The sequence below is a fragment of the Castellaniella sp. genome, from assembly GCF_034675905.1.
GTDB lineage: Bacteria > Pseudomonadota > Gammaproteobacteria > Burkholderiales > Burkholderiaceae_B > Castellaniella.
In genome coordinates this window covers 758,079-779,740 of sequence record NZ_JAUCCV010000010.1, presented here as the reverse complement: position 1 = coordinate 779,740, position 21,662 = coordinate 758,079, and the positions used below count along the sequence as shown (strand labels likewise).

The 21,662-nt window shown below is 61.6% G+C and carries 22 protein-coding genes and 2 pseudogenes; 8 read left to right on the top strand and 16 right to left on the bottom strand.

All coding sequences use genetic code 11. The features are described 5' to 3' along the window. Nucleotides 1-142 precede the first annotated feature (142 nt). Nucleotides 143-1,258: an NAD(P)/FAD-dependent oxidoreductase gene (locus tag VDP79_RS13985; RefSeq protein ID WP_323018767.1), complete on the top strand. Its 1,116-nt coding sequence runs from the start codon at nucleotides 143-145 to the stop codon at nucleotides 1,256-1,258. Between the two features lie 44 nt (nucleotides 1,259-1,302). Further along, nucleotides 1,303-1,596, top strand: coding sequence for an antibiotic biosynthesis monooxygenase family protein (locus VDP79_RS13980; RefSeq protein WP_323018766.1), 294 nt, complete (start codon nucleotides 1,303-1,305; stop codon nucleotides 1,594-1,596). A gap of 12 nt (nucleotides 1,597-1,608) precedes the next feature. Here VDP79_RS13980 and VDP79_RS13975 read toward each other — a convergent pair whose 3' ends face one another. The 12 genes and pseudogenes from VDP79_RS13975 to rpmH all read right to left on the bottom strand — a co-directional run bounded on the left by VDP79_RS13975 (nucleotide 1,609) and on the right by rpmH (nucleotide 9,981). Next, nucleotides 1,609-2,385 carry a virulence RhuM family protein gene (locus VDP79_RS13975; RefSeq protein ID WP_323018765.1) on the bottom strand — a complete coding sequence of 259 codons (777 nt, stop codon included), beginning with the start codon at nucleotides 2,383-2,385 and terminating at the stop codon, nucleotides 1,609-1,611. A gap of 44 nt (nucleotides 2,386-2,429) precedes the next feature. Then, nucleotides 2,430-3,707 carry an IS256 family transposase gene (locus VDP79_RS13970; RefSeq protein WP_323018968.1) on the bottom strand — a complete coding sequence of 426 codons (1,278 nt, stop codon included), beginning with the start codon at nucleotides 3,705-3,707 and terminating at the stop codon, nucleotides 2,430-2,432. A gap of 23 nt (nucleotides 3,708-3,730) precedes the next feature. Then, on the bottom strand, nucleotides 3,731-4,036 hold the full coding sequence (locus VDP79_RS13965; protein ID WP_323018764.1) for a hypothetical protein: 306 nt from the start codon (nucleotides 4,034-4,036) through the stop codon (nucleotides 3,731-3,733). 70 nt (nucleotides 4,037-4,106) lie between these two features. Further along, nucleotides 4,107-4,277, bottom strand: coding sequence for a type I restriction endonuclease subunit R, EcoR124 family (locus tag VDP79_RS13960; protein WP_323018967.1), 171 nt, complete (start codon nucleotides 4,275-4,277; stop codon nucleotides 4,107-4,109). Between the two features lie 51 nt (nucleotides 4,278-4,328). After that, nucleotides 4,329-4,646, bottom strand: coding sequence for a helix-turn-helix domain-containing protein (locus VDP79_RS13955; protein ID WP_323018763.1), 318 nt, complete (start codon nucleotides 4,644-4,646; stop codon nucleotides 4,329-4,331). A gap of 189 nt (nucleotides 4,647-4,835) precedes the next feature. After that, the gene (locus VDP79_RS13950) at nucleotides 4,836-5,144 is read right to left on the bottom strand and encodes a tyrosine-type recombinase/integrase (RefSeq protein ID WP_323018762.1); all 309 of its coding nucleotides are present in this window, start codon (nucleotides 5,142-5,144) and stop codon (nucleotides 4,836-4,838) included. Nucleotides 5,145-5,229: 85 nt separating this feature from the next. Beyond that, nucleotides 5,230-5,568 (bottom strand): annotated as a pseudogene (locus VDP79_RS15000) (integrase arm-type DNA-binding domain-containing protein); the annotation flags it as partial. Nucleotides 5,569-5,887: 319 nt separating this feature from the next. Then, complete coding sequence (mnmE, locus tag VDP79_RS13935) at nucleotides 5,888-7,258, bottom strand: tRNA uridine-5-carboxymethylaminomethyl(34) synthesis GTPase MnmE (protein ID WP_323018760.1); 1,371 nt, start codon at nucleotides 7,256-7,258, stop codon at nucleotides 5,888-5,890. A gap of 120 nt (nucleotides 7,259-7,378) precedes the next feature. After that, a pseudogene (gene yidC / locus VDP79_RS13930) lies at nucleotides 7,379-9,098 on the bottom strand (membrane protein insertase YidC). Nucleotides 9,099-9,198: 100 nt separating this feature from the next. Continuing rightward, a complete protein-coding gene (yidD, locus tag VDP79_RS13925) occupies nucleotides 9,199-9,441 on the bottom strand; it encodes a membrane protein insertion efficiency factor YidD (RefSeq protein ID WP_323018966.1) in 243 nt (80 codons plus the stop codon). Then, complete coding sequence (locus VDP79_RS13920; protein WP_323018759.1) at nucleotides 9,438-9,797, bottom strand: ribonuclease P protein component; 360 nt, start codon at nucleotides 9,795-9,797, stop codon at nucleotides 9,438-9,440. The genes yidD and VDP79_RS13920 overlap by 4 nt, the downstream gene beginning before the upstream one ends. A gap of 49 nt (nucleotides 9,798-9,846) precedes the next feature. Then, nucleotides 9,847-9,981, bottom strand: a complete 135-nt coding sequence (rpmH, locus tag VDP79_RS13915) for a 50S ribosomal protein L34 (RefSeq protein WP_043679136.1) — start codon at nucleotides 9,979-9,981, stop codon at nucleotides 9,847-9,849. Between the two features lie 181 nt (nucleotides 9,982-10,162). Here rpmH and dnaA point away from each other — a divergent pair, with 181 nt between their 5' ends. The 4 genes from dnaA (at nucleotide 10,163) to VDP79_RS13895 (ending at nucleotide 15,900) form a co-directional block, all read left to right on the top strand. Continuing rightward, complete coding sequence (gene dnaA / locus VDP79_RS13910) at nucleotides 10,163-11,572, top strand: chromosomal replication initiator protein DnaA (protein ID WP_323018758.1); 1,410 nt, start codon at nucleotides 10,163-10,165, stop codon at nucleotides 11,570-11,572. Between the two features lie 4 nt (nucleotides 11,573-11,576). After that, nucleotides 11,577-12,686 carry a DNA polymerase III subunit beta gene (dnaN, locus tag VDP79_RS13905; protein ID WP_323018757.1) on the top strand — a complete coding sequence of 370 codons (1,110 nt, stop codon included), beginning with the start codon at nucleotides 11,577-11,579 and terminating at the stop codon, nucleotides 12,684-12,686. Between the two features lie 39 nt (nucleotides 12,687-12,725). Beyond that, nucleotides 12,726-15,179, top strand: a complete 2,454-nt coding sequence (gyrB, locus tag VDP79_RS13900) for a DNA topoisomerase (ATP-hydrolyzing) subunit B (protein ID WP_416233119.1) — start codon at nucleotides 12,726-12,728, stop codon at nucleotides 15,177-15,179. Nucleotides 15,180-15,312: 133 nt separating this feature from the next. Next, on the top strand, nucleotides 15,313-15,900 hold the full coding sequence (locus tag VDP79_RS13895; protein ID WP_323018756.1) for a PIN domain-containing protein: 588 nt from the start codon (nucleotides 15,313-15,315) through the stop codon (nucleotides 15,898-15,900). Nucleotides 15,901-15,948: 48 nt separating this feature from the next. Here the strand turns inward: VDP79_RS13895 and VDP79_RS13890 are convergent, their stop codons facing one another. Next, the gene (locus VDP79_RS13890) at nucleotides 15,949-16,284 is read right to left on the bottom strand and encodes an STAS domain-containing protein (protein WP_323018755.1); all 336 of its coding nucleotides are present in this window, start codon (nucleotides 16,282-16,284) and stop codon (nucleotides 15,949-15,951) included. 22 nt (nucleotides 16,285-16,306) lie between these two features. Further along, complete coding sequence (locus VDP79_RS13885) at nucleotides 16,307-17,818, bottom strand: glutamate-cysteine ligase family protein (protein WP_323018754.1); 1,512 nt, start codon at nucleotides 17,816-17,818, stop codon at nucleotides 16,307-16,309. Between the two features lie 257 nt (nucleotides 17,819-18,075). Here VDP79_RS13885 and VDP79_RS13880 point away from each other — a divergent pair, with 257 nt between their 5' ends. Beyond that, nucleotides 18,076-18,537, top strand: coding sequence for a hypothetical protein (locus VDP79_RS13880; RefSeq protein WP_323018753.1), 462 nt, complete (start codon nucleotides 18,076-18,078; stop codon nucleotides 18,535-18,537). Between the two features lie 140 nt (nucleotides 18,538-18,677). Continuing rightward, on the top strand, nucleotides 18,678-19,277 hold the full coding sequence (locus tag VDP79_RS13875) for an RNA polymerase sigma factor (protein ID WP_323018752.1): 600 nt from the start codon (nucleotides 18,678-18,680) through the stop codon (nucleotides 19,275-19,277). Between the two features lie 24 nt (nucleotides 19,278-19,301). Here VDP79_RS13875 and sctC read toward each other — a convergent pair whose 3' ends face one another. After that, the gene (gene sctC / locus VDP79_RS13870; protein WP_323018964.1) at nucleotides 19,302-21,197 is read right to left on the bottom strand and encodes a type III secretion system outer membrane ring subunit SctC; all 1,896 of its coding nucleotides are present in this window, start codon (nucleotides 21,195-21,197) and stop codon (nucleotides 19,302-19,304) included. Nucleotides 21,198-21,256: 59 nt separating this feature from the next. Beyond that, nucleotides 21,257-21,658, bottom strand: a complete 402-nt coding sequence (locus VDP79_RS13865; RefSeq protein ID WP_323018751.1) for a hypothetical protein — start codon at nucleotides 21,656-21,658, stop codon at nucleotides 21,257-21,259. Between the last annotated feature and the right edge of the window lie 4 nt (nucleotides 21,659-21,662).

The window sequence follows — 21,662 nt, the reverse complement described above, 5'->3', positions numbered from 1 at the left end:
CCGGCAATACCCCAGACTCCACCGCAGCACTCCGCCGGGACCGGCAAAGACCAAGCGGCGCTTGCAAAGACCTTGGCTCCGGTCGCTATATTCTGCGTCACAGTACAATTTCCAGGCATTCCATCCGCCTACAGGACACGTCATGACCGACTCTGTCGACTGCCTGGTCATCGGCGCAGGCGTCGTCGGCCTGGCCGTTGCCCGCGCCTGCGCCCAATCCGGGCTAGAGACCCTGCTCGTCGAATCCGAACACGCCATCGGCACGGGCACCAGTTCGCGCAACAGCGAAGTCATCCACGCCGGCATCTACTATCCCAAAGGATCCCTGAAAGCGCGCCTGTGCGTGGCGGGCCGCCAGACGCTGTACGACTACTGCGCATCCCATGGCGTGGCGCACCGGCGCTGCGGCAAACTGATCGTCGCCACACACGATGAACAAGGTGATCGGCTGCAACAGATTGCAGCGGCAGCCGTCGCCAACGGCGTGGATGACCTGCGCTGGCTGGACCCCAGCCAGGCGCAAGCCCGCGAACCTGCGCTGCAATGCATTGCCGCCCTGGAATCACCATCCACCGGCATCATTGACAGTCATGGCCTGATGCTGGCGCTACTGGGTGACCTGGAACAGGCCGGCGGCCTGCTGGCCCTGCGCTCCCCCGTGACCGGCGGCACTGTATTACCGACGCCAGACGACGGCATGCTGCTGCACATCGGCGGCGATGAACCCTCGGAAATCATCGCCCGCCGCGTCATCAATTGCGCCGGTCTGCATGCCCAGGCCGTGGCTGCCAGCATCCAGGGCATCCCGCCCGCCACGATTCCGCTTGGCCGCTATGCCAAGGGCAATTACTACACCCTATCCGGGAAAGCGCCGTTCTCCCACCTGATCTACCCGGTGCCCGAACCCGGCGGGCTGGGCGTGCATCTGACCCTGGACCTGGGCGGACAGGCGCGATTCGGCCCCGACGTCGAGTGGATCGACACGATCGACTACCGCGTGGACCCGGCCCGGGCAGACGGGTTCTACGCTGCCATCCGCTGCTACTGGCCCGATCTGCCCGATGATTCCCTGCACCCCAGCTACGCCGGCATCCGGCCCAAACTGGCAATGCCGGACGGGCAGGATGCGGATTTCATCATCCAGGACGCTCGCACGCATGGCGTCCCAGGCCTGGTCAATCTGTACGGCATCGAATCGCCCGGACTGACGTCCTGCCTGGCCATTGCACAGACCGTTCTGCAATGCCCAGGCATGTAGCGGCATAATCAGGCTTTCCCTCCCGACATCCAAAGGAATCCGACATGATCCGCGAAATGGCCCACATCACCGTCAAACCCGGCGTCCAGGCAGACTTCGAGGCCGGCGTGCAAAAAGCCCTGCCCCTGTTCCAGCGGGCGCGCGGCTTTCACCGCCTGGAACTGCACCACGTCATCGAGCACCCCGAACAATACGTCCTGCAGATTCACTGGCAGACCCTGGAAGACCACATGAAGCACTTCCGCGAATCCGAAGACTTCCAGGCATGGCGCGGCATCGTCGGGGGATTCTTCGCCAAGGCGCCGGAAGTCGTGCACACGGAAGTAGTGGGGGAATAGGCGACCTGAAGCTTATCCGTCATCTCTGGTGTTCGGCTCACCAGTCGCCAGTTTTTTCACTGCTTTGTCGAAATCGCTTTCAAACAGGCGATCCTGCACAATCCTGTACTTCTCAAATTCACTTTCCGCATGCGTCTGGGCAAGTTTTGCAGAAATCTTGCCGCTATTCTGTAGCACTTCCCGTTCATCAAATTCGAGGAAGGCGTCCAGACGCTTGGACCAGTCTTCCATACTCATGGGAATCTTGCGGCGAGCACGATCCTCGGCCAGTTCCAGATAGGCGTTGACGATACGGCCCAATGAATCCAACTCGTCCTTGGTCAGATAGTTCTTGGCCACGGCCACGTCGGTTTTCAGGAGCTTGCCTTCGGGCGCGCCCGCCCAGGAAGTCAGCCCCATATGCGGCTTGCTGCTATCAGCCCGCTTGCGGATCAACTCTGCAGCGGTATGACCATGGATGGCGTAATGCAGTTTGTTCTGTACTTTGGCGAAGAAGGCCTTGGTCGTCGGTGCGTCCTTGTTGTAATCCACGCTGGTGGCGTAGATGTCGGTGATCTTCTGATAGAAGCGTCGCTTGCTGAGGCGAATCTCGCGGATTTCCGCCAGCAGCCGCTCGAAGTAGTCTTCGCCCAGGAAGCTGCCATTTTCCATGCGCTGACGATCCAGCACATAGCCCTTGATCGCGAACTCACGCAGGACGCCGGTCGCCCACTGGCGGAACTGCGTTGCGCGTAGGGAGTTGACCCGATAGCCGATGGAAATGATGGCGTCGAGGTTGTAGAAGTCCACCGGGGAGTGTCAGATTTTTTGTGGGCGGGGCGGTTTGGCATCGTTTAATCCCTCGCCTCGGTGAACCGTTCACCGAACAGGATGGCGAACTGATTCATGGCTGCTTTCCACGTATGAACCGATCGTGACGGCTTGGCCAGCACGTTTCGCAGCGCCAGCCATAGGAGTTTGACGGCCGCCTCGTCGCTGGGGAATTGGCCCCGGTTCTTGATGATTTTACGCAGCTGCCGATTCATGTTCTCGATGGCGTTCGTGGTATAGATCACGCGCCGGATATCGGGTGGGAAGATGAAGAACGGCACCACATGTTCCCAGGCCCGCTCCCAGGCGGCCACGATCGTCGGATATTTCGTGCCCCAAGGGCCAGCCGCGAAGGCGGCCAGCGCCTCTCTGGCCTGTTGCTCATTGGCGGCGGCATAGATGGGCTTGAGGGCGGCGGCGACCAACTTACGGTCCTTCCAGCCGGCGTAATCCAGGCTGTTGCGCATCAGATGCACGATGCAGGTCTGCACCGTCGTTTTCGGGAAGACCACGTTGATGGCCTCGGGCAGGCCCTTTAAACCATCGACCACGGCAATCAGAATGTCCTGGCAGCCCCGGTTCTTGAGCTCGTTGAAGACCTTGAGCCAGAACTTCGAACCTTCGGTCTGCTCAATCCACAGCCCCAGCACGTCACGCTCCCCGCTAGCGTCGATCCCCAGCGCCAGGTAGACCGCCTTGTTGACCACCAGCCCGTCGGTGCGGATCTTCACGCGCAGGGCATCGAAGAACACGACCGGGTACATGCGCTCCAGGGGCCGATTCTGCCAGGCCACCGTCTCGGTCATGACCTCGTCAGTGACCTCGCTGATGAGCTCGGGCGAGACATCCGTGCCATAGGTCTCAGCCAGGAATGCCTGGATCTCGCGCACGCTCATGCCTCGGGCGTACAGGGCGATGATGCGTTCATCGAACCCGGCGAAATGGCGCTCATGCTTGGGGATCAAGACCGGCTCGAAGGTACCGTCCCGGTCGCGGGGCAACTGAACACGCATCGAGCCGTGTTTGGTCAACAGCGTCTTGGCGCTCACGCCGTTGCGTTCGTCGGCTTGTTGGGCCGGCTTGTCTTCGCCGGCACGGTAGCCAAGGTGGGCGTTCATCTCGCCAGCCATGGCCCGCTCGATCACCGCCTTGCCAAAGGCATCAATCAGATCCTCGACCTCCATGGCCGACATCGGACCTTCGACCAGGCCGTCCAGCAAATGCTCAGGCAGCTTCGGAAATCGGGCCGTACGGGCGGCCGCCTGGGCCGCAATAGATGGCTTCTTGTGTTTCACGGGCATATCCATGATCGTTTTCTCTCATGTTATGCCTCGCCCACAAAATTCTGGACACTCTCGTCCACCGACCGGGACACCTCCCGCTGGCCCTCCTGCTGAACTATCCGGAATTTCCGGATAGTTGCCTCAGGCGCGAGTTCATGGCTACCAAAGATGTTCTTCAGATGCTCGCTGACGGTGCGCACATCCACCCCGAACAGCTCGGCCATCAGCTTCTGCGACAGCCACAGGGTTTCGTCCTCATAGCGGGCCTCGATGCTCTGTTCGCCGGCCTGACCAGTGAAGATCAGAAACTCGGCTGTGCTGTTGCGGATCAATTTTTTGCCATTCATACCAAGTATCTCCACATGGTCTGTATGTCGACCAAGCACGCGTTAACGCTAGTGCGATAACTCTGGCCGGTTACACCTGCCCACCTACCCCTTTGAATTTTTCGACGAACGCGGCGATCTTCTGGAAGACGCTTTGCTTTTTGGTCAGGTACTCCGGATTGAGCGGGCTCATCTTGGGCAAAAGGGCATTGAGTTCGGTGCCGTTCTCGCTGGCGAATTCACGTCTCAGTGAGCTGCTGATGTACCGTCTGTCTTCCTGGCGCAGCGGTGGCTCTCCTGATGTCCACGCTTGTCAGTCCAGCACAACCAGAAACTCAGTCGCCAGAGCGGTCGGCTGAACATCCCGAACATTGCGCTGTAGCGACACCAAGCCGTAATCGGCCATCATCTTCAGGGTGCGCGATAGATTCGGCACCTTGCGGCCGCTGAGTTCAGCTAGTTCGGTCAGGGACTTGGGTTGTTTGTCATGGATCAGGCGCAGCAGCCGGCGGTTGTCGTCAGACAGCACTGCAGCCAGTGATGCCAGAGACGGAAACCAAATGCTGGGAGTTTCGCTGCCCTTCGGTGGCGAACCGTCTGGCTGTCGGATACCCACAATGCAGCGCTTCATGATCGCGATTCCAATGACACGTTGATTCAAAATTGTATCAGTGTCTGATAATCATCGTCGATCATAAATGCCTGCCACAAAGGAAAAGGCAGGGGTAAGGGAATGGCAATCAAGGGACAACGGTCCTATCCAAAAAAGGAAAAGGCCCTCCCAGTGCCCTGGGCGGACTTACACCACCCATCCTCCCCCCTAAACCTTCAGCGCCTGGTTCAGTGCATTGTTGGCGAAAGACTTGGCCAGGGTGCCCCCCCCCGGCAACACCCAGATGCTGCTGCTGGCGAGCGGTTTAAATTCCTTGAACAACGTCAGCGCCTGTGTGGACAGGTAGACGATGTGAGGCTTGCCGGTCTTGGAGTTCTCGATCGGGATGTGCCATTCGCCTTCGTTCAGATGCATGTCCTTCCACTGCGCCAGCATCAGCTCGGACTTGCGCACCAGGGTCATCAGGATCAACTGGAAGGCGATCTTGAACTGCCGGCGGATGTTGGTGGCCTGCATGGCGCGCAGGAACGCCGGTCACCCTCAGCGCATAATCAAACATGCGCTTGAGCAGACCACGCACCTGGCCTGCGGCGGCATCGAAGCCTCGTTCCTTCTTGCGCCTGATGACGCTGCGCACGTCCTCGGCAGTAATGCCCCGAACCGGCTTGCTGCCGATGTGCGGAAGGATGTCCTTTTCCAAGTAGCGACGCGGCATGGTCAGATTCTTGCGATCGCGTGACTGGATGCCTTTGAAGAAACGTTCGGCGAAGTCGGCCACGGTGGCGTCTTCAGGGCCGGCCGTTTTCTCTTGCTGCTTCTTCTTCGCCGGCGATTCGCCCATTGCTACTTGCTGGGCCGCCCCATCCCGCTTCAGGCGGGCGCTCTTCAGCGTCAGCGCTGGGTACTTGCTCAGCGTGAGCTTCTCGTACTTGCCGTTCAGCCGGTAACGGTAGCGCCAGACGACTCCCCCGGTCGGGAAGACCTCGACACCTCGACATACAGCCCCCGGCCATTGGTGACCGTGTAGGTCTTGTCCTGGGCTTGAGCGCCTTGAGTGCGTTGTCGGTCACCGCGATCTCATCCTCCGTATGTCCAAGTAGAGGGAAGAAAGCGATCAACCAGCTGCTTGGAACTAAACTCGGACATAAAAGTGAGCAGCTTTGACTGTATCGCTGAATCACTCAGCAGACAAAAATCCCTTTATTTATGCGGCTTACAGGCGCATAAGCAGACTTCGGTGGATGTCCATAGACTTAACGTCACTTCCCGATGCAGAACCTAGAAAAGATCTCGCCCAGCAGATCGTCACTGGTGAACTGCCCGGTGATTTCGCACAAAGACTCGTGCGCCAGACGCAGCTCTTCAGCGAACAGATCCAGCACCTGATCGCTGTGCGCAGCGTGCTCGCGGGCCAGCAATAAATGTTCCCGCGCCGCTTCCAACGCCTGGACATGGCGTTCTCGCGCCAGCCAGGGCGATTCCGTCCCCGGCGTCCAGCCGGCAATATGCAGCAGGCGGGTGCGTAGCGCGTCCAGCCCGACGCCCGTACGGGCGGAAATGCGGATCTGCTCAGCGCCCTCAGGGGCTATGCCCTGTCCAGGCTCACTCATCAGATCCACCTTGTTCAGCACCTGCAGCATCGGCGTACCCGCCGGCAGCCGCCGCACGATGTCCGCGTCCAGGGGGTCATCCGGATGACGCGCATCCTGCAGGTGCAGGATCACCTGGGCGCGGGCGATTTCCGCCCAACTGCGCTCGATCCCGATCTGCTCTACCGTATCGTCGGTATCGCGCAGCCCTGCGGTATCCACGATATGCAGCGGAATCCCATCGATATGGATCTGCTGGATCACCCGATCGCGCGTGGTGCCGGCAATCGGCGTCACGATGGCCACCTCTTCACCTGCCAGTGCGTTCAGCAGGCTGGACTTGCCCACGTTGGGCTGACCCGCCAGCACCACGTGCAGGCCCTCGCGCAATACCATCCCCTGGCGGGCCGTACGCAAGACCCCATCCAGCGCCGCCGTCACCGTGTCCAGGCGTTCCGCCGCCTGGTATTTTTCCAGGAAATCGATTTCCTCCTCCGGGAAATCCAGCGTCGCCTCGACCAGCATGCGCAGCTGCACGACACGCTCGCCCAAGGCATTGATCTCGGCCGAAAACGCCCCTGACAACGACGCCATCGCGCTGCGGGCCGCCGCCGTGGAACTGGCCTCGATCAGATCGGCCACCGCTTCCGCCTGCGCCAGATCCAGCCGCTCATTCAGAAAGGCCCGTTGCGTGAATTCCCCCGGCTGCGCCAGCCGCAAACCGATCTCCGCGCCTCGCGCCAGGCAGTCATCCAGCACCCGCCGCAATACTGCCGGCCCGCCGTGTCCCTGCAGTTCCAGCACGTCCTCGCCCGTATAGGAATGAGGGCCGGGAAAGAACAGCGCCAAGCCCTCGTCCATGACTTCGCCATCCTGATTGCGAAACGGCAGGTAATGCGCATGCCGGGGCTGCAACGCCTGACCGCACAGCACATCTGCCCAGGCCCGCAAATCCGGCCCCGACACCCGGATCACGCCGATCCCGCCCCGGCCGGGGGCAGTGGCAATGGCAATGATGGGGGCTGTCTGCAATGCACTCATATCGAAATTTGTTCAGTAGTCCGCGAACTGGCTCATTCGCATGATATCGGGAAACCCGGCCATGCCCAAAAGAAACGGCGCTCTAGAAGAGCGCCGCTTCATCACATCAGCATCCAACCATCAGCTGGACGCCGACGCTGCCTTTTCCCGATCCAGGCGGTTCATGATCACCCGCTGCTGAATGATCGACACCGTATTGTTCACGCACCAATACAGCACCAAACCCGCCGGGAACAGGAACATCATCCCGCCGAACACCAGCGGCATGATCATCATGACCCTGGCCTGCATCGGGTCCGGAGGCGTCGGGTTCAGCTTGATCTGCAGGAACATCGTCAGCATCATGAACGCTGGCAAAATGAACCAGGGATCGCTGACCGACAGATCGTGAATCCACAGCAGCCACGGCGCCCCGCGCATCTCCACGCTGCCCAACAACACCCAGTACAGCGCGATGAACACCGGAATCTGCACCACCATCGGCAGACACCCGCCCAGCGGATTGATCTTTTCCGTGCGGTACATCTCCATCATGGCGGCGTTCATCTTCGCCTTGTCGTCGCCGAATTTTTCCTTCAGGTGCTTCATGCGCGGCGCGACCAGCTTCATCTTCGCCATCGAACGATAGCTGGCTGCCGACAGCGGATAGAACACCAGCTTGATCAGCAGCGTCAGCACCACGATCGTCCAGCCCCAGTTGCCCACCAGGCTGTGCAGCCAGATCATGAGCTTGAACATGGGCTTGGCAATGATCGTCACCCAGCCGTAGTCCACCACCAGATCCAGGCCAGGCGCGACATCGCCCATCGCCTGCTGATCCTGCGGGCCGACCCACAGCTGCGCATCCACCGACTTGCTTGCACCCGGGGCGATCGTGCCCAGGGATTCGATCGTGCGGATGGCGAACAGATTGCCCGGCAGCGCCAGCGCCTGGTTCGTGCGCACCACGCCCTGCTGCGGCACCCAGGCCGTCGCAAAATAGTGCTGCACCATGCCGACCCAGCCATTGTCCGCCTGCTGGGTATAGCTGGCCTTGTTCTTGGTGATGTCCTCGAACGTCACCTTCTGGAACTTGTCTTCCGACGAGTAGACGGCGGGGCCGGTAAAGGTGCTGTAGAAGCCCGTCGTATTGGACGGTTCATGGCCGTCGCGCGTCAGCTGCAGATACAGCGACGGATCGATCGGCTGATCGCCCAGATTGGTGACCTCATTACGCACGCGGATGTCATACCCGTTTTGCGACAGGATGAAGGTCTTGACCACCCGCACCTGGCCGGACACGGCCTCGAACGAGACTTCCGTCGTATCGCCCTTGACCACCGGCCCGTCACCGACCAGCGCGAACGGCGTCAGGTGCGTAGGATAGCCCTGCCCCTGCGGCGCACCGACCAGCCCTGTCTGGGCGACATAGATATCCCCCGGCTGATCGTTCAACAGATACATGGCGCTGCCTGCATCCTGCGGCGGCTTCTTGCCCATCAAGCCCTTGAACCACGGAATGATCCCCGTAGTGGCTTCCTGGTTCTTGTAGTGCAGCAGCTCGGCGCGCACCAGCTGCGCCCCCAGCGTATCAAAGGTCAGGTCGTACACCCCGGTCTTCACCTGCACCGGCTGCCCTTGGGGGACGGCATCGGACACGGGGACCTTGGTTTGCGCGGCACCCCTGCACGGCGGGTACGCCATCCTGTCCGACGGACGCCCCTGCGGTTTTGGCTGGCTCTGCTGCGGGTGGCGTCACAGAGAACAGGGACGGCTGCCCCTGATGCACCTGCCAGTTGTTCCACAGCAGCAGCAGCGAGAAAGAAAAGATCATCCAGAGGATGGTGCGTCGAATGTCCATTGGCGCCTGTTTTTTTGAATAGGATCGGGGCAAAAGCCCACCAGTTTAACGCAGGGCAGCTGACAAAGACTTGATCAGGCAGCCGCCCGGCGCTTGCGACTCATCCACGCCCGCCGATATGCGGCGGCGCCGGCGGCACGGGATCATGCCCGCCCGCACAGCCCGGGTGACAACGGGCGATGCGGCGAACCCCCAGCCAGATCCCGCGCAGCACGCCATGCGTTTCGATCGCCTCGATCGTATAGGCGGAACAGGTCGGCGTGAAGCGGCATTGCTGGCCCACCCAGGGGCTTAGAAAATAACGGTAGAAGCGGATCGGCGCGATGAACAGGGATCGGATCAACATTTCCCGATCCTGCCCAGCAAGGCATCGACTTCCGTGCGCACCTGACGCTTGAGCATCGTCAGGCTGGCAGGCGCCGGCCTGCTGACCAGACGGAATACCAGATCGCCTTCGGGCAAGTCAGCCCGCCGCAAGCGGAATGCCTCGCGGATGACGCGCTTGATCGCATTGCGCGTCACGGCCAGCGGCGCGTGACGCTTAGGAACGACCAGCCCCAGGCGAGCAGGAACCCCATCCGATTGTCGCGGACTGGAGACGACGAACAAAGCCCCTCGGGCGACACGCCGGCCTTTCAGAGCCGCAGCATATTCCGAGGGGCGATGCAGCCGGGCCGCCGAAGGGAAATCGGTAGGCATGGCAGTCAATTCCAAGGCCGGCCGACAGGCCAGCAGCGGGAACGACGGATCAGACGGCCAGGCGCTTGCGGCCCTTGGCGCGACGAGCGCTGAGAACGGCGCGACCGGCGCGCGTCTTCATGCGGACACGAAACCCATGGGTACGCTTGCGGCGGGTAACAGAAGGCTGGAAAGTGCGTTTCATGGCGAATCCAAAAGAGCTTGGGGGTAAAAGGGTACAGAAAAGCCCACCATTTCAACAAATTTTTGGCGCGCCGTCAATTACTTGTGAACTTATCCCCCGCTGCGTACCGCCAAGCGGTCGCCCGTCTGTGGATAACTTACCACGGGAAAGGGTAGAATCGAGGTTTCGCACGATGGCACCTATGAATGAATTCTGGCAGGCCTGTCTCCAGCAGCTGGGACAGGAACTTCCTCCCCAACAGATCAGCGCCTGGATCAAACCTCTGGTTCCGCTCGGCTACGACGAGGAACTCGCGATCCTGAGGATCGGTGCGCCCAACCGCTTCAAGCTTGATTGGGTGCGCAAGAATTTTTCCACACGGCTCGAAGCCCTGGCCACCGACTGGTTTTCCCAGGCGGTGCAGGTGCAATTCGAACTGAGCGCAGCCCCCGCCCGACAGGCCCCCGCCGCCGGTCGCGCACCGCTGACGCCGCCGCCCCCGGCCAACACCACGGCCAGCCAGGCGGCTGCACCCGCTGCTGCAGCGCCTACCCCCGCGCACACGGCCACCGACGAAGCGGTCCAGGATCGCTCGCGTCTGAATCTGGACCTGACCTTCGATAATTTCGTCATCGGCAAGGCCAATCAACTGGCGCGCGCCGCCGCCCTGCAGGTCGCCGAAAACCCCGGCGTCTCCTACAACCCGCTCTTTCTGTACGGCGGCGTCGGCCTGGGCAAGACCCACCTGATCCACGCGATCGGCAACGCCCTGCTGGCCGGCGGCAACAATCCGCGCATCCGCTATGTGCACGCCGACCAATACGTGTCGGACGTGGTCAAGGCCTACCAGCGCCGCGCCTTCGATGACTTCAAGCGCTACTACCATTCGCTGGATCTGCTGCTGATCGACGACATCCAGTTTTTCGCCGGCAAGAACCGCACCCAGGAAGAATTCTTCTACGCTTTCGAGGCCATGGTGGCCCAACGCAAGCAGATCATCATCACCTCGGACACCTACCCCAAGGAACTGGCCAATATCGACAGCCGGCTGATCTCGCGTTTCGATTCGGGCCTGACCGTCGCCATCGAGCCGCCCGAACTGGAAATGCGCGTGGCCATTTTGCTGCGCAAAGCGCAGACCGAGGGCATCACCATGCCCGAGGAAGTCGCGTTCTTCATCGCCAAGCACCTGCGCAGCAACGTGCGCGAACTGGAAGGCGCCCTGCGCAAGGTATCCGCCTACGCCCGCTTCCACGGCCGCGAAGTCCTGACCGTCGAAGTCTGCAAAGAAGCCCTGAAAGACCTGCTGTCGGTCTCCAATAGCCAGATCACGGTGGAAAACATCCAGAAGACCGTGGCCGATTTCTATAAAATCAAGGTCGCCGACATGTACTCGAAGCGCCGGCCGGCCAATATTGCGCTGCCGCGCCAGATCGCCATGTACCTGGCAAAAGAACTGACCCAGAAAAGTCTGCCCGAAATCGGGGATCTATTCGGCGGGCGTGATCACACCACCGTGTTGCATGCCGTGCGCAAGATCACCGATCTGCGGGCCAAACAAACCGAATTGAATCACGCACTTCACGTACTCGAGCAAACCCTCAAAGGATAATGACATGCTACTGATACAAGCAAGCCGCGATGCCGTGCTCAAGCCCCTGACGACCGTGGTGGGGATCGTCGAACGGCGCAATACCTTGCCGATCCTGGCCAATGTCCTGATCCGCAAACAAGGCAATCAGGTGGCGTTCATCGCCAACGACCTGGAAGTCCAGATCACCACGCAGGCGGATTTCGGAGTCGGCGACGATGTTCAGTCCACAACCGTGGCCGCCCGCAAGTTCCTGGATATCCTGCGCGCCTTGCCCGAAACCGGCGATGTGCGCCTGTCGCTGGACGACGCCAAGCTGTCCGTCCAGGCGCGTCGCAGCCGCTTTGCCCTGCAGACCCTGGACGCCGCCGACTACCCCACGGTATCCCAGACCGATCAATGGTCAGCGTCCTTTTCCATCCCGCAAAAAGCCCTGAAGCAGCTGTTCAACCAGGTGCACTTTTCCATGGCGCAGCAGGACATCCGCTACTACCTGAACGGCCTGCTGATGGTGCTGGAACCCGGCCAGGTCCGGGCAGTCTCCACCGACGGTCACCGCTTGGCCCACAGCAGCATCGCGGTCGACGGCCTGGATGCACAGATGGACGCCATCATCCCGCGCAAGACCGTGCACGAAATGCTGCGCCTGTTGGCCGATGACGAATCCCCCGTTCAGGTCGACTTGGCCGCCGGCCAGATCCGCTTCCGGTTCGACCAGATCGAACTGGTCTCGAAACTGGTCGAGGGCAAATTCCCCGACTACAAGCGCGTCATCCCCTCCGGCTACACGCGCCACATCCTGATTTCCCGCGAAGCCTTGCAGGCCAGCCTGCAACGCGCCGCCATCCTGACGACCGACAAGCTCAAGGGCGTACGCCTGCAGCTGGGCGACAATCTGCTGCGTATTTCCTCGTCCAACGCCGAACAGGAAGAAGCCCGCGAAGAACTCGAAGTCGACTACGCCCAGGAACCGCTGGACGTGGCCTTCAACGTCACCTATCTGCTCGACGTTCTGGCCAACATCAAGACCGAACAGGTCTGCTGGTCGGTGCAGCCTGACGTCAACGCTTCGGTGTTGATCACCGTGCCCAACGACGACGAATTCAAATACGTCGTCATGCCCATGCGCATCTGATCACCGAACGCGCCAGACTGATTCAATCACAGGATTTCCATGTCAGAACCCACTACCCCGAACACACCGTCCTCCGGCTACGGCGCCGACTCGATCAAGATGCTCAAGGGCCTGGAAGCGGTCCGCAAGCGTCCAGGCATGTACATCGGCGACACCTCGGATGGCACCGGCCTGCACCATATGGTCTTCGAGGTGGTGGATAACGCCATTGACGAGGCGCTGGCCGGCTACTGCGACGACATTGTCGTCACCATCCACGCCGACAACAGCATTTCCGTCATGGACAATGGCCGCGGCATCCCCACCGCCATTCACAAGGACGACGAGCATCACCGCAGCGCGGCTGAAATCGTCATGACCGAACTGCATGCCGGCGGGAAGTTCGACCAGAATTCCTACAAGGTATCGGGCGGTCTGCACGGGGTGGGGGTGTCCTGCGTCAACGCGTTGTCCGAATGGCTGCGCCTGACCATCTGGCGCAACGGCCACGAACACCAGATGGAATTCCGCCGGGGCGAACGCACGGCCCCGCTGGCCGTGACCGGCGACGCCGACCGTACCGGCACCCGGGTCCACTACCTGGCCGATGCGGAAATCTTCAATAACATCGACTACACCTACGAAATCCTGGCGCGCCGCCTGCGCGAGCTGTCCTTCCTGAACAACGGCGTGAAAATCCGCTTGGTGGACGAGCGCACCGGCCAGGACGAAAACCTGGCCTTCCTGGGCGGGGTCAAGGGTTTCGTCCAGTACATCAACCGCGCCAAGACCGTCCTGCACGACAACGTCTTTGCCGTCAGCACCGAATCGGATGCGGGCGGCGTGCGCGTGGCCGTCGAAGTCGCCATGCAATGGAACGACAGCTATGCAGAAACCGTGCTGTGCTTCACCAACAACATCCCGCAGCGCGACGGCGGCACCCACCTGACCGGCCTGCGGGCCGCCATGACCCGGGTGCTGAACAAATACATCGCCGACAACGACCTGGCTAAAAAAGCCAAGGTCGATACCGCCGGCGACGACATGCGCGAAGGCCTGGCCTGCGTGCTCTCGGTCAAGACGCCCGAACCGAAATTCAGCAGCCAGACCAAGGACAAGCTCGTCTCCAGCGAAGTGCGCCCCGCCGTCGAAGACGCCGTCAGCCGCACGCTGGAAACCTGGTTGCTGGAAAATCCCAACGACGCCCGCGCCCTGTGTGCCAAGATCGTCGAAGCCGCCCGCGCCCGCGAAGCCGCCCGCAAGGCGCGTGAAATGACGCGCCGCAAAAGCGTGCTGGAAGGCGCCGGCCTGCCGGGCAAACTGGCCGACTGCCAGGAAAAAGACCCTGCCCTGTGCGAACTCTATATCGTCGAGGGCGACTCCGCCGGCGGCTCGGCCAAACAAGGCCGCGACCGCAAGTTCCAGGCGATCCTGCCGCTGCGCGGCAAGGTGCTGAACGTCGAAAAGGCCCGCTTTGACCGATTGCTGTCCAGCGAACAGATCACCACGCTGATCACGGCGCTGGGCACCAGCATCGGTCCCGATTTCAACGTCGACAAGCTGCGCTATCACCGCATCATCATCATGACCGACGCGGACGTCGATGGCGCCCACATCCGCACCCTGTTGCTGACCCTGTTCTACCGCCAGATGCGGGAACTGGTCGAACGCGGCTATATCTACATCGCCCAGCCGCCGCTGTACAAGGTCAAGGTCGGCCGCGAAGAGCGCTATCTGAAGGATGACGGCGAAGAAGCCCAATTCATGCTGCAGCTGGCCCTGAAGGACACTGAACTGGTGACCCGCACAGGCGCCACGCCCATCCGCGACGAAGCCCTGATGGATCTGGCCCGCCAGTACGTCCTGGCGGATCACGTCATCGCCCGCCTGTCGCGCATCATGGACACCGAGGCCCTGTCGGCCATGGCCGAAGGCGTGTCAGTCAGCCTGATCGACGAATCCGCCGCCCGCACCAGCGCCGCCGCCCTGGAGCAAGCCCTGCGCGACCCGGAAGCCCCCGACGCCGTCCATGTCGAAGCCCAATACGACGACATCGAAGAAGCCTGGCGTCTGGCCGTCATCCGCCCCCACTTCGGCAACCTGCGTATCAGCCTGTTCGACCGCAGTTTCGTGCGTGGCGGCGATTACGCCGTCCTGTCCCGTACCGCCAAGACGTTCCTGGGCCTGCTGGGCGAAGGCGCCGTCGTGCGCCGAGGCGTCGGCGACAAGGCCAAGGAAAAATCGGTCTCCGATTTCCGCGAAGTCATGCAATGGCTGCGCACCGAGGCCGAACGCGGCATCAGCAAGCAGCGCTACAAGGGCCTGGGCGAAATGAACCCCGCGCAGCTCTGGGAAACCACGATGGACCCTTCCGTGCGCCGCTTGCTGCGCGTGGAAATCGAAGACGCGATCGCTGCCGACGAAATCTTCGTCACCCTGATGGGCGACAACGTCGAACCGCGCCGCGCCTTTATTGAAAAACACGCGCTGCAGGCGGGCAATATCGACGTGTGATGTTGTTGGTCTTCAGATATGTTGGCCATCCGTAGTGCTTAGAAAAATGACCGCCTGACCGGCGGTCATTTTTCGTGGTCAACACAATCCCCTCTTCAAGCCAAAAACAGCCGCCACCGCCTTATCGCACCCCATGTCCTGCCCTACCCCTCCCTTTGTCGTCCTCGATGCCTGTGTGCTGATGTCCACAGTGCAGCGCCAATTGCTGCTGCGTGTGGCCGATCAGGGCGTATTCCAGCCGGTCTGGACCGAACGCATCGGCGAGGAATGGCGCCGCAACGCGGCACGCTTGTGGCAGATTCCGCCTGAAAAACTGGCGGAACAATGGAATGCCATGAACCAGCGCTTCCCCAGCGCCATGGAGGCCAACACCGCCCCCTACGAAATCGGCTTGCGCTACAGCGACCCGAAGGATCTCCACGTGATTGCTGCCGGCCTGGCGCGACGCGCGCGCTGCGGCTTGCAGCGCCCTCTTGCTGTGCACGTGATGACATGGAATCTGAAGGACTTCAATCGATCTGAGTTGCGGCGTCAGGGGATGGATGTGTATTCCCCCGATCAGCTGCTGGCCGACTGGTGGCGGGCAGGACCATCACGCCTGGACACTGCCGTACAGGCCGTGGCCGCCGACTCTGTTGCGCTGGGGCGCGCTCCCGAGCCGCTGGCCGATATCCTGCTGCGCGAACGGCTGCATCGCCTCAAGCGCCTGGCGGCCAAATGAACACAGAGCCCGTCCAGCGGACGGCTCTGTGAACAAAACCCGAGCTGTCTATTCCAGCGCCGCGACGGCTTCCGACTTCTGGTCGTAAACCTTCAGGATCGACAGGAAGCCGCTGATTTCCAGGACCTCGCGCACATTGGGCTGAATGGCGCACAGGGCCAGGGCGCCGCCAGCCTGCTTCAGCTTTTTAGCCAGCAGCAGAATGACCCGCAGGCCCGCACTGGAAATGTAGTCCAGCCGCGCCAGATCCAGGACGATGCGTTGTTCACCCTTGTCCAGCTCGACCAGCAAGTCGGCCTCGAAGGCCGCCGCGTTGCTGCTGTTGACCTGGCCCTCGGGTTGCACGATAAGGACGGATCCGGACTTGGAGGTGGTAAATGGCATGATGGTTTTCGAAGCGGGAGGATCAGTGCTCAGATGATACGCGAAACGACGGTTCGACAACACAGACCCGGCGCTGTGCGCACACGCGCGCCAAGCGGTCCTCTTGTCCGGCATGGTCCTGCCAGAGCCCCCGCAACCGATCCGCGCCGGTACGGCGGGTCTGAACGGCATGGTCGGCATAGTCCAGCCAGTGCTGCTCGCCCGCCGGCAAACCGGCGCGGGCGACCGCCAAGGTCTCGCGCGCCAGGGCATGCACCTGATCATCGTCCAAGGCATCCCGGATAGCGACGCCGCGCAGGCCGCTCAAGCGGTCCCACCCCCACTGGCGCCACAGCTGTTCCGCCTCGTCCAGATTGCACAACAGCCCCAACTGCCAGGCGGACGGCGCCATCGGGGCGCTGGCGGCCACCGCCCGGCCTGCCTCGGCCAGCAACTGGGCGTCCGCAAATACCGAGCCGGGCGCCCGGCCCTCGATATAGCCATCCGCGCCACAGGCCAGCAGAAGCTCTTCTATCCCGCCCGGCCTGGACCAGGCCGACAGCAACTCATGCAGCTCAGGGTCTCGATCCACCCGATAACGCCAGCGCGCATCCAGAAAATGTGCGTACTGCCCATAGACGAAGTAAGCGCCTTGCGGGGCTAAATCAATGGACTGCCCGGTCTCCCCGGAGCGTCCGGGCCACCCGGCGGACTGCAGAAAATCCGTCAGCGACGGATCGCCCTGCAGATAGACCGGCGTCACTGTCTTGTAATCCTGGCCCAGCGCCAACGGCAGGGCGCGGGAGACCGTCCCCGCCCCATACATCCAGCGGTAATGATCCCCCAGATCATTGAAGGGCCGATCCGGCAGGCGCTGCAGATAATGGTCGCCCGGAAACCGGCTGTCACGGAACATCCGGTCCCACAGCGTCAGCCGGTTTTCCTTGAGTCCGGTATCACGGCCGGATTCCAGCGGACTATTGGCAAACAGGGCGATACCGGCAGGAGCCAGCGCCAGCATCACATTGAGCGCCCGCACGGCCTGCATGACCGGCGCCGAGGTGCACGGCCCGTTCTGGGCCTTGGCATCGATCCCAAGGTGATGTCGCCAGCCGCGATAATCCACCAATTCACGGTAAATCGGACGTTCGGTACGCGCCCGCGCATACCAATCCGCGCCCAGAGAACAATCCGGGTGTTCCGATGCATTCAGTAACGCAGCGCCTTCGGCCGCCAGGGCCTGCTCCGCTTCGCGCAGTTCCTGGACGACCAGAGCGGCCAAGCGGTCCAGACCGCCCGGCCCTCCTGTGATGGGAGCGAACGCGGTTTCCAGCAGATTATGGCCATTATCCAGGCCGCTATGCCCCTCGAGCGTGTCCAATCCGACAAGACGGGCGCCCAGCCGGGTTTCCGTCACGGCCAAGTCCCGGCGCTGCTTCAGGCCCGCCAAGGCATCAAAATATCTTGTGACCGCGTGACTGTGTCCATCCGCCACGCGAACGACCGCCATTTCCAGTTCCAGCCCGATATGACTACCGATGGTTTGTGTCAACATACTGGAGGCGCTCTAGCAAAAACATCTGAATGTGAACTGACTGGAACCTATTCCTGTCGGGAGTTACTCAGGGGTAAAGGGTCGATTCTCGACCAGGCGATTCCGGCCCCATTTAAATTGTAGCCGCGGTTACCCCTCTATATATGACGATTAACGTACCTCTTACAGCACCCCCTCATGGCAGCCCCGCGTTAGAGGCCTTCACCGCAGCTGCCAAAAACAACGATGCTGTCTACCTTTCGGTCTCCGGCCAGTCTTTGCAGGTCCTAGGCACCGGCACAAGCTCCAGCGGGCGCAGCGTCGCCTGGGTCGACCCGGATCTGGATACCGCCAGAACATTCACCAATGTGCTGGGTCAGCAGTACGGCATCGGGATCACCAAGGCCATCGCCCAAGAACTGAATCTGACCCCCAGCCCCGGCAGACCTTTGTCTTCCCGCACCATCACGCAGGCGCTGGATATGGCCCAGACAGCGCACCAGGCGCTCGCCGGCGTGGACTTTTTGACGGCGCTGCAATGCTCGGCACAAGGCTCGGGTCCGATCTTCCGGGCTGCCTGCCAGACGCTGGAGATCAACCCCGCCAGCTTGAGCGCCCCGCAACGGCAACAGATCGATCAAGCCATGCGGCACCATTTCGAGCAGGCGGCCCTGTCGGGCCAAACTCCCGTCAGGCCCGATATTGCGGCAGACTGGCTGCGCGATCTGCTGCACGCTTGAATCTCTGAACAGCCCGTCTCTGGGTGCATATTCTTGTAAATGTCATGAAATATTGCAAACTTAAAACAATTCCTTGAATTGTCACATTTCGTGCAATAGAATCGGTCAGATCAGCGCTGCTTCCCGCCTCTCTGGCCTCCATGACCTCCCCCTCCCATCCACGCGATACCTTGCCGGATTCTTCTTGCCAGGCGGATCACACACCGCCGGCCAGCCATCCCGACGAACGCCTATTTCGCGAGTTGGTCAAAGAGCACAGCAGCCGCCTGCAGCGTTTCATCATCAAACACATCGGCAATATCAGCGAAGCCGAAGACCTGACCCAGCAAGCCTTCATGGAAGCCGCTCGCTCGTATCAAACCTTTCGCGGCGAATCGCAGCTATCCACCTGGCTGTACGGCATCGCGCTGAATCTGGTCCGCAATCATTTGTCCCGGGCCCCCGAACGGCGCTACAACTTCGTCAGCGACGACAGCCTTGATGATCTGGCGACCGAATCGGCAACCCCCGAAGAGGCCGCTACACAAGCGCAGACCATGCGCCTGCTGCAAGAATCCCTGGACGAGCTGCCCGACAGCATGCGCAGCATCCTACTGATGGTCGGCCTGGACAATATGTCCTACGAAGAAGCCGCCATCCTGCTGACGGTACCCGTCGGCACCGTTCGCAGCCGGCTGTCACGCGCCCGTGCGGCGCTACGCGACCGGCTGCAACAAAAAGGCCTGCCCATCACGTTCTGACGGGGCAGGCCCGGACTCTGCGCATCAAGGGCTGACCTTGCGCGTTTCCACGTGCAGGCTTGACCCCTTGACCTCGGATGCAGCATCCCGAGGCATGTCCAGATCGCTGCTGGTCGCCGAACTGGTGTAGTTCGGCCCGACATGCACCGGCCCCGATACCTGCGCCTCGCTCACGGCATCGAAGCGCACCCGGGTTTGCTGCCCCTGGATCAGGTCCAGATATTGTCCGGCCGACATCGGCTTGTCGCCCTTGCCGGTCCAGGTGGCGCTGATGGCCGGCCCGGTATCCCCGGACTGCAGCCGAGGCGGCGTCACCACTTCGCCCTGAATGGAAACCACTCTGGGACGCAGCAAAAAGAGGCGTTCCCTGCGCTGGGTCGTCTTGTTCTTGTTGGAGAACAAAGCCCCCAGCAGCGGAATATCGCCCAGCAACGGGACCTTGTCCACCTGCTGGCTGTCCTGACTGCTGTTGTAACCCCCGACCAACAGCGTCTGGCCATCGCCCACGATCGCCAGCGTACTGATGCTGCTCTTGCGCACCGTCGGCAAAGACCCGATCCGGCGCTCGTCCTGGATGCGGCCGTCTTCGATATCAACGGTCAGTTCCACCCGCCGCCGTCCCTCACTGCCCTCGATGTAGCGTGGCGTCACGCGCAGGGACGTGCCGACTGTCACCGGGGTGACGGTCGCCACCCGTTCACCCGTTGTCTGGATATAGAACGTATCCGACAGGTCGATCAAGGCGCCCATATTGTCAGCCGTCAGAATCGACGGCTGCGACAGAATGTTGGCAGCGCCCTGGGTTTCCAGCGCATGCAGGCGGGCCGCCAGCACATTACTGACAGAAAATCCCAACGTCCCCGGCGCCAGAGAGGCGGCGCTGTCCAGCGGCAAGCCGTTGCTGTTGGCCAGACTGAAATCGCTATAGCCAAACGTCGTCTTGCCCGCCTGTGCGCCCCAGGTCACCCCCAGCTCGCTGACGTTGTCGGAATTGACGTCGACGATCATGGCTTCGATCTCGATCAGCGTGCTGGGGACATCCAACTGCTCGATCAACTGTTTATAGATAGGAATGCGATCCGGAATATCCTGCACGATGATGGCATTCAAACGCGGATCCGCCTGCACCGTGGGCTCGCGAAAGCGCAGCCCGGCCTTGGCGGGATGTTTTGCGCCGGACGCTGCCGTATTGCTGGCGCCGCCCGTCTCAGCCTCTGCGCCATCGGAATTGGCGGCAAACGCCGGCGGATTGCTGCGCAAGGGCGCGGCGACTGCGGACAGGGTTTCGTTGTTGGCGCCTGAACCGGAGCCCAGAATCAGATTGCGCAACACGGTCGCCAGCCCTGGCGTCACCACGCTTTGCGAACGATAGCTGACCACCCGATCATTCACCGAGGCATGTTTAAGCCGGAATACGGCAACCTGCTGGCCGCCAGCGCCCAGGGGCAAGGCGGCCACGGTTTTCTGCACCAGCCCGACATACGCCGGCGGCCCCGACACCAGGGCGATGCCCTGATCCGCCAACTCACCCCAGCCGAATCGTTCATCCAGCACCCCAAGCTGCAGCAATGCGTCGCGCAAGGCGGTGATGGAGCTGCCCAGCGCATTGATCGACCGCGTGATCATCGATCGGGCAGGGCTGACAAACAGCGTTCCTGCATGCACGAACCAATTGAAACCGTACACGCCCCCCAGGCGATCCATGAACTCCGTCGGCGTGGCGGCATTGAACTTGCCATTGACCGTGCCGGACAGCCCTGGCGCCATTTCCAGGGCCAGGCTGAAGCCGCCGGCAAATTGCTGCAGCACATCCTTCAGACTTTGTTCCTGCGCATAGTAGCTATAGGGGGCGGCAGGCCAGTTGGGCGCGGCCTGCACCGTGCCGACCAGGCACAACGCCAGGACATGGGCCAGAACCATACGCTTGAACAAGCGCGCTCCCGCATTGACTGCATGCTGTGTCATCACGTATTTCATCCTCATGCCGCCCGCCGTACGGCGTTGACCCAAAACGACAAGGCATTGGCGAAATCGCCCACGGCCTCGTCCACCTCGACCGCATCCGCATCGGGACGAACCATCTGTTGCAGCCACAAGGCCTCTTCTCCCGGGTCGACGACGCAAGAGGACGGCTGGCTGCTCAACATGCCCGCCGCCTGGCGACCGATCTCTGCCAAAAATCTGTCACGGTCTACCCCTGTTTTCGGCAACATGCACAAGCGCGCGCTGAGCGCCATCCAGCCATTGCGCGCGCCCAGCATATGCACACGATACTTGTCGTCTATGATGACCGTCGCCCGGCCATCCGAACGGATGACTTCCGGGATACCGTGGTGAGCCACATATTGGGCGATCAGGGGATGGGAAGAAACAGCCATCATGGTT

What these genes read in the sequence shown, in the direction of transcription:
- VDP79_RS13985 (WP_323018767.1), top strand. Translation starts at nt 143, where the DNA reads ATGACCGACTCTGTCGACTGCCTGGTCATCGGCGCAGGCGTCGTCGGC.
- VDP79_RS13980 (WP_323018766.1), top strand. Translation starts at nt 1,303, where the DNA reads ATGATCCGCGAAATGGCCCACATCACCGTCAAACCCGGCGTCCAGGCA.
- VDP79_RS13970 (WP_323018968.1), bottom strand. Translation starts at nt 3,707, where the DNA reads ATGCCCGTGAAACACAAGAAGCCATCTATTGCGGCCCAGGCGGCCGCC.
- VDP79_RS13965 (WP_323018764.1), bottom strand. Translation starts at nt 4,036, where the DNA reads ATGAATGGCAAAAAATTGATCCGCAACAGCACAGCCGAGTTTCTGATC.
- VDP79_RS13955 (WP_323018763.1), bottom strand. Translation starts at nt 4,646, where the DNA reads ATGAAGCGCTGCATTGTGGGTATCCGACAGCCAGACGGTTCGCCACCG.
- VDP79_RS13950 (WP_323018762.1), bottom strand. Translation starts at nt 5,144, where the DNA reads ATGCAGGCCACCAACATCCGCCGGCAGTTCAAGATCGCCTTCCAGTTG.
- mnmE (WP_323018760.1), bottom strand. Translation starts at nt 7,258, where the DNA reads ATGAGTGCATTGCAGACAGCCCCCATCATTGCCATTGCCACTGCCCCC.
- VDP79_RS13920 (WP_323018759.1), bottom strand. Translation starts at nt 9,797, where the DNA reads ATGCCTACCGATTTCCCTTCGGCGGCCCGGCTGCATCGCCCCTCGGAA.
- rpmH (WP_043679136.1), bottom strand. Translation starts at nt 9,981, where the DNA reads ATGAAACGCACTTTCCAGCCTTCTGTTACCCGCCGCAAGCGTACCCAT.
- dnaA (WP_323018758.1), top strand. Translation starts at nt 10,163, where the DNA reads ATGAATGAATTCTGGCAGGCCTGTCTCCAGCAGCTGGGACAGGAACTT.
- dnaN (WP_323018757.1), top strand. Translation starts at nt 11,577, where the DNA reads ATGCTACTGATACAAGCAAGCCGCGATGCCGTGCTCAAGCCCCTGACG.
- gyrB (WP_416233119.1), top strand. Translation starts at nt 12,726, where the DNA reads ATGTCAGAACCCACTACCCCGAACACACCGTCCTCCGGCTACGGCGCC.
- VDP79_RS13895 (WP_323018756.1), top strand. Translation starts at nt 15,313, where the DNA reads ATGTCCTGCCCTACCCCTCCCTTTGTCGTCCTCGATGCCTGTGTGCTG.
- VDP79_RS13890 (WP_323018755.1), bottom strand. Translation starts at nt 16,284, where the DNA reads ATGCCATTTACCACCTCCAAGTCCGGATCCGTCCTTATCGTGCAACCC.
- VDP79_RS13885 (WP_323018754.1), bottom strand. Translation starts at nt 17,818, where the DNA reads ATGTTGACACAAACCATCGGTAGTCATATCGGGCTGGAACTGGAAATG.
- VDP79_RS13875 (WP_323018752.1), top strand. Translation starts at nt 18,678, where the DNA reads ATGACCTCCCCCTCCCATCCACGCGATACCTTGCCGGATTCTTCTTGC.
- sctC (WP_323018964.1), bottom strand. Translation starts at nt 21,197, where the DNA reads ATGGTTCTGGCCCATGTCCTGGCGTTGTGCCTGGTCGGCACGGTGCAG.
- VDP79_RS13865 (WP_323018751.1), bottom strand. Translation starts at nt 21,658, where the DNA reads ATGATGGCTGTTTCTTCCCATCCCCTGATCGCCCAATATGTGGCTCAC.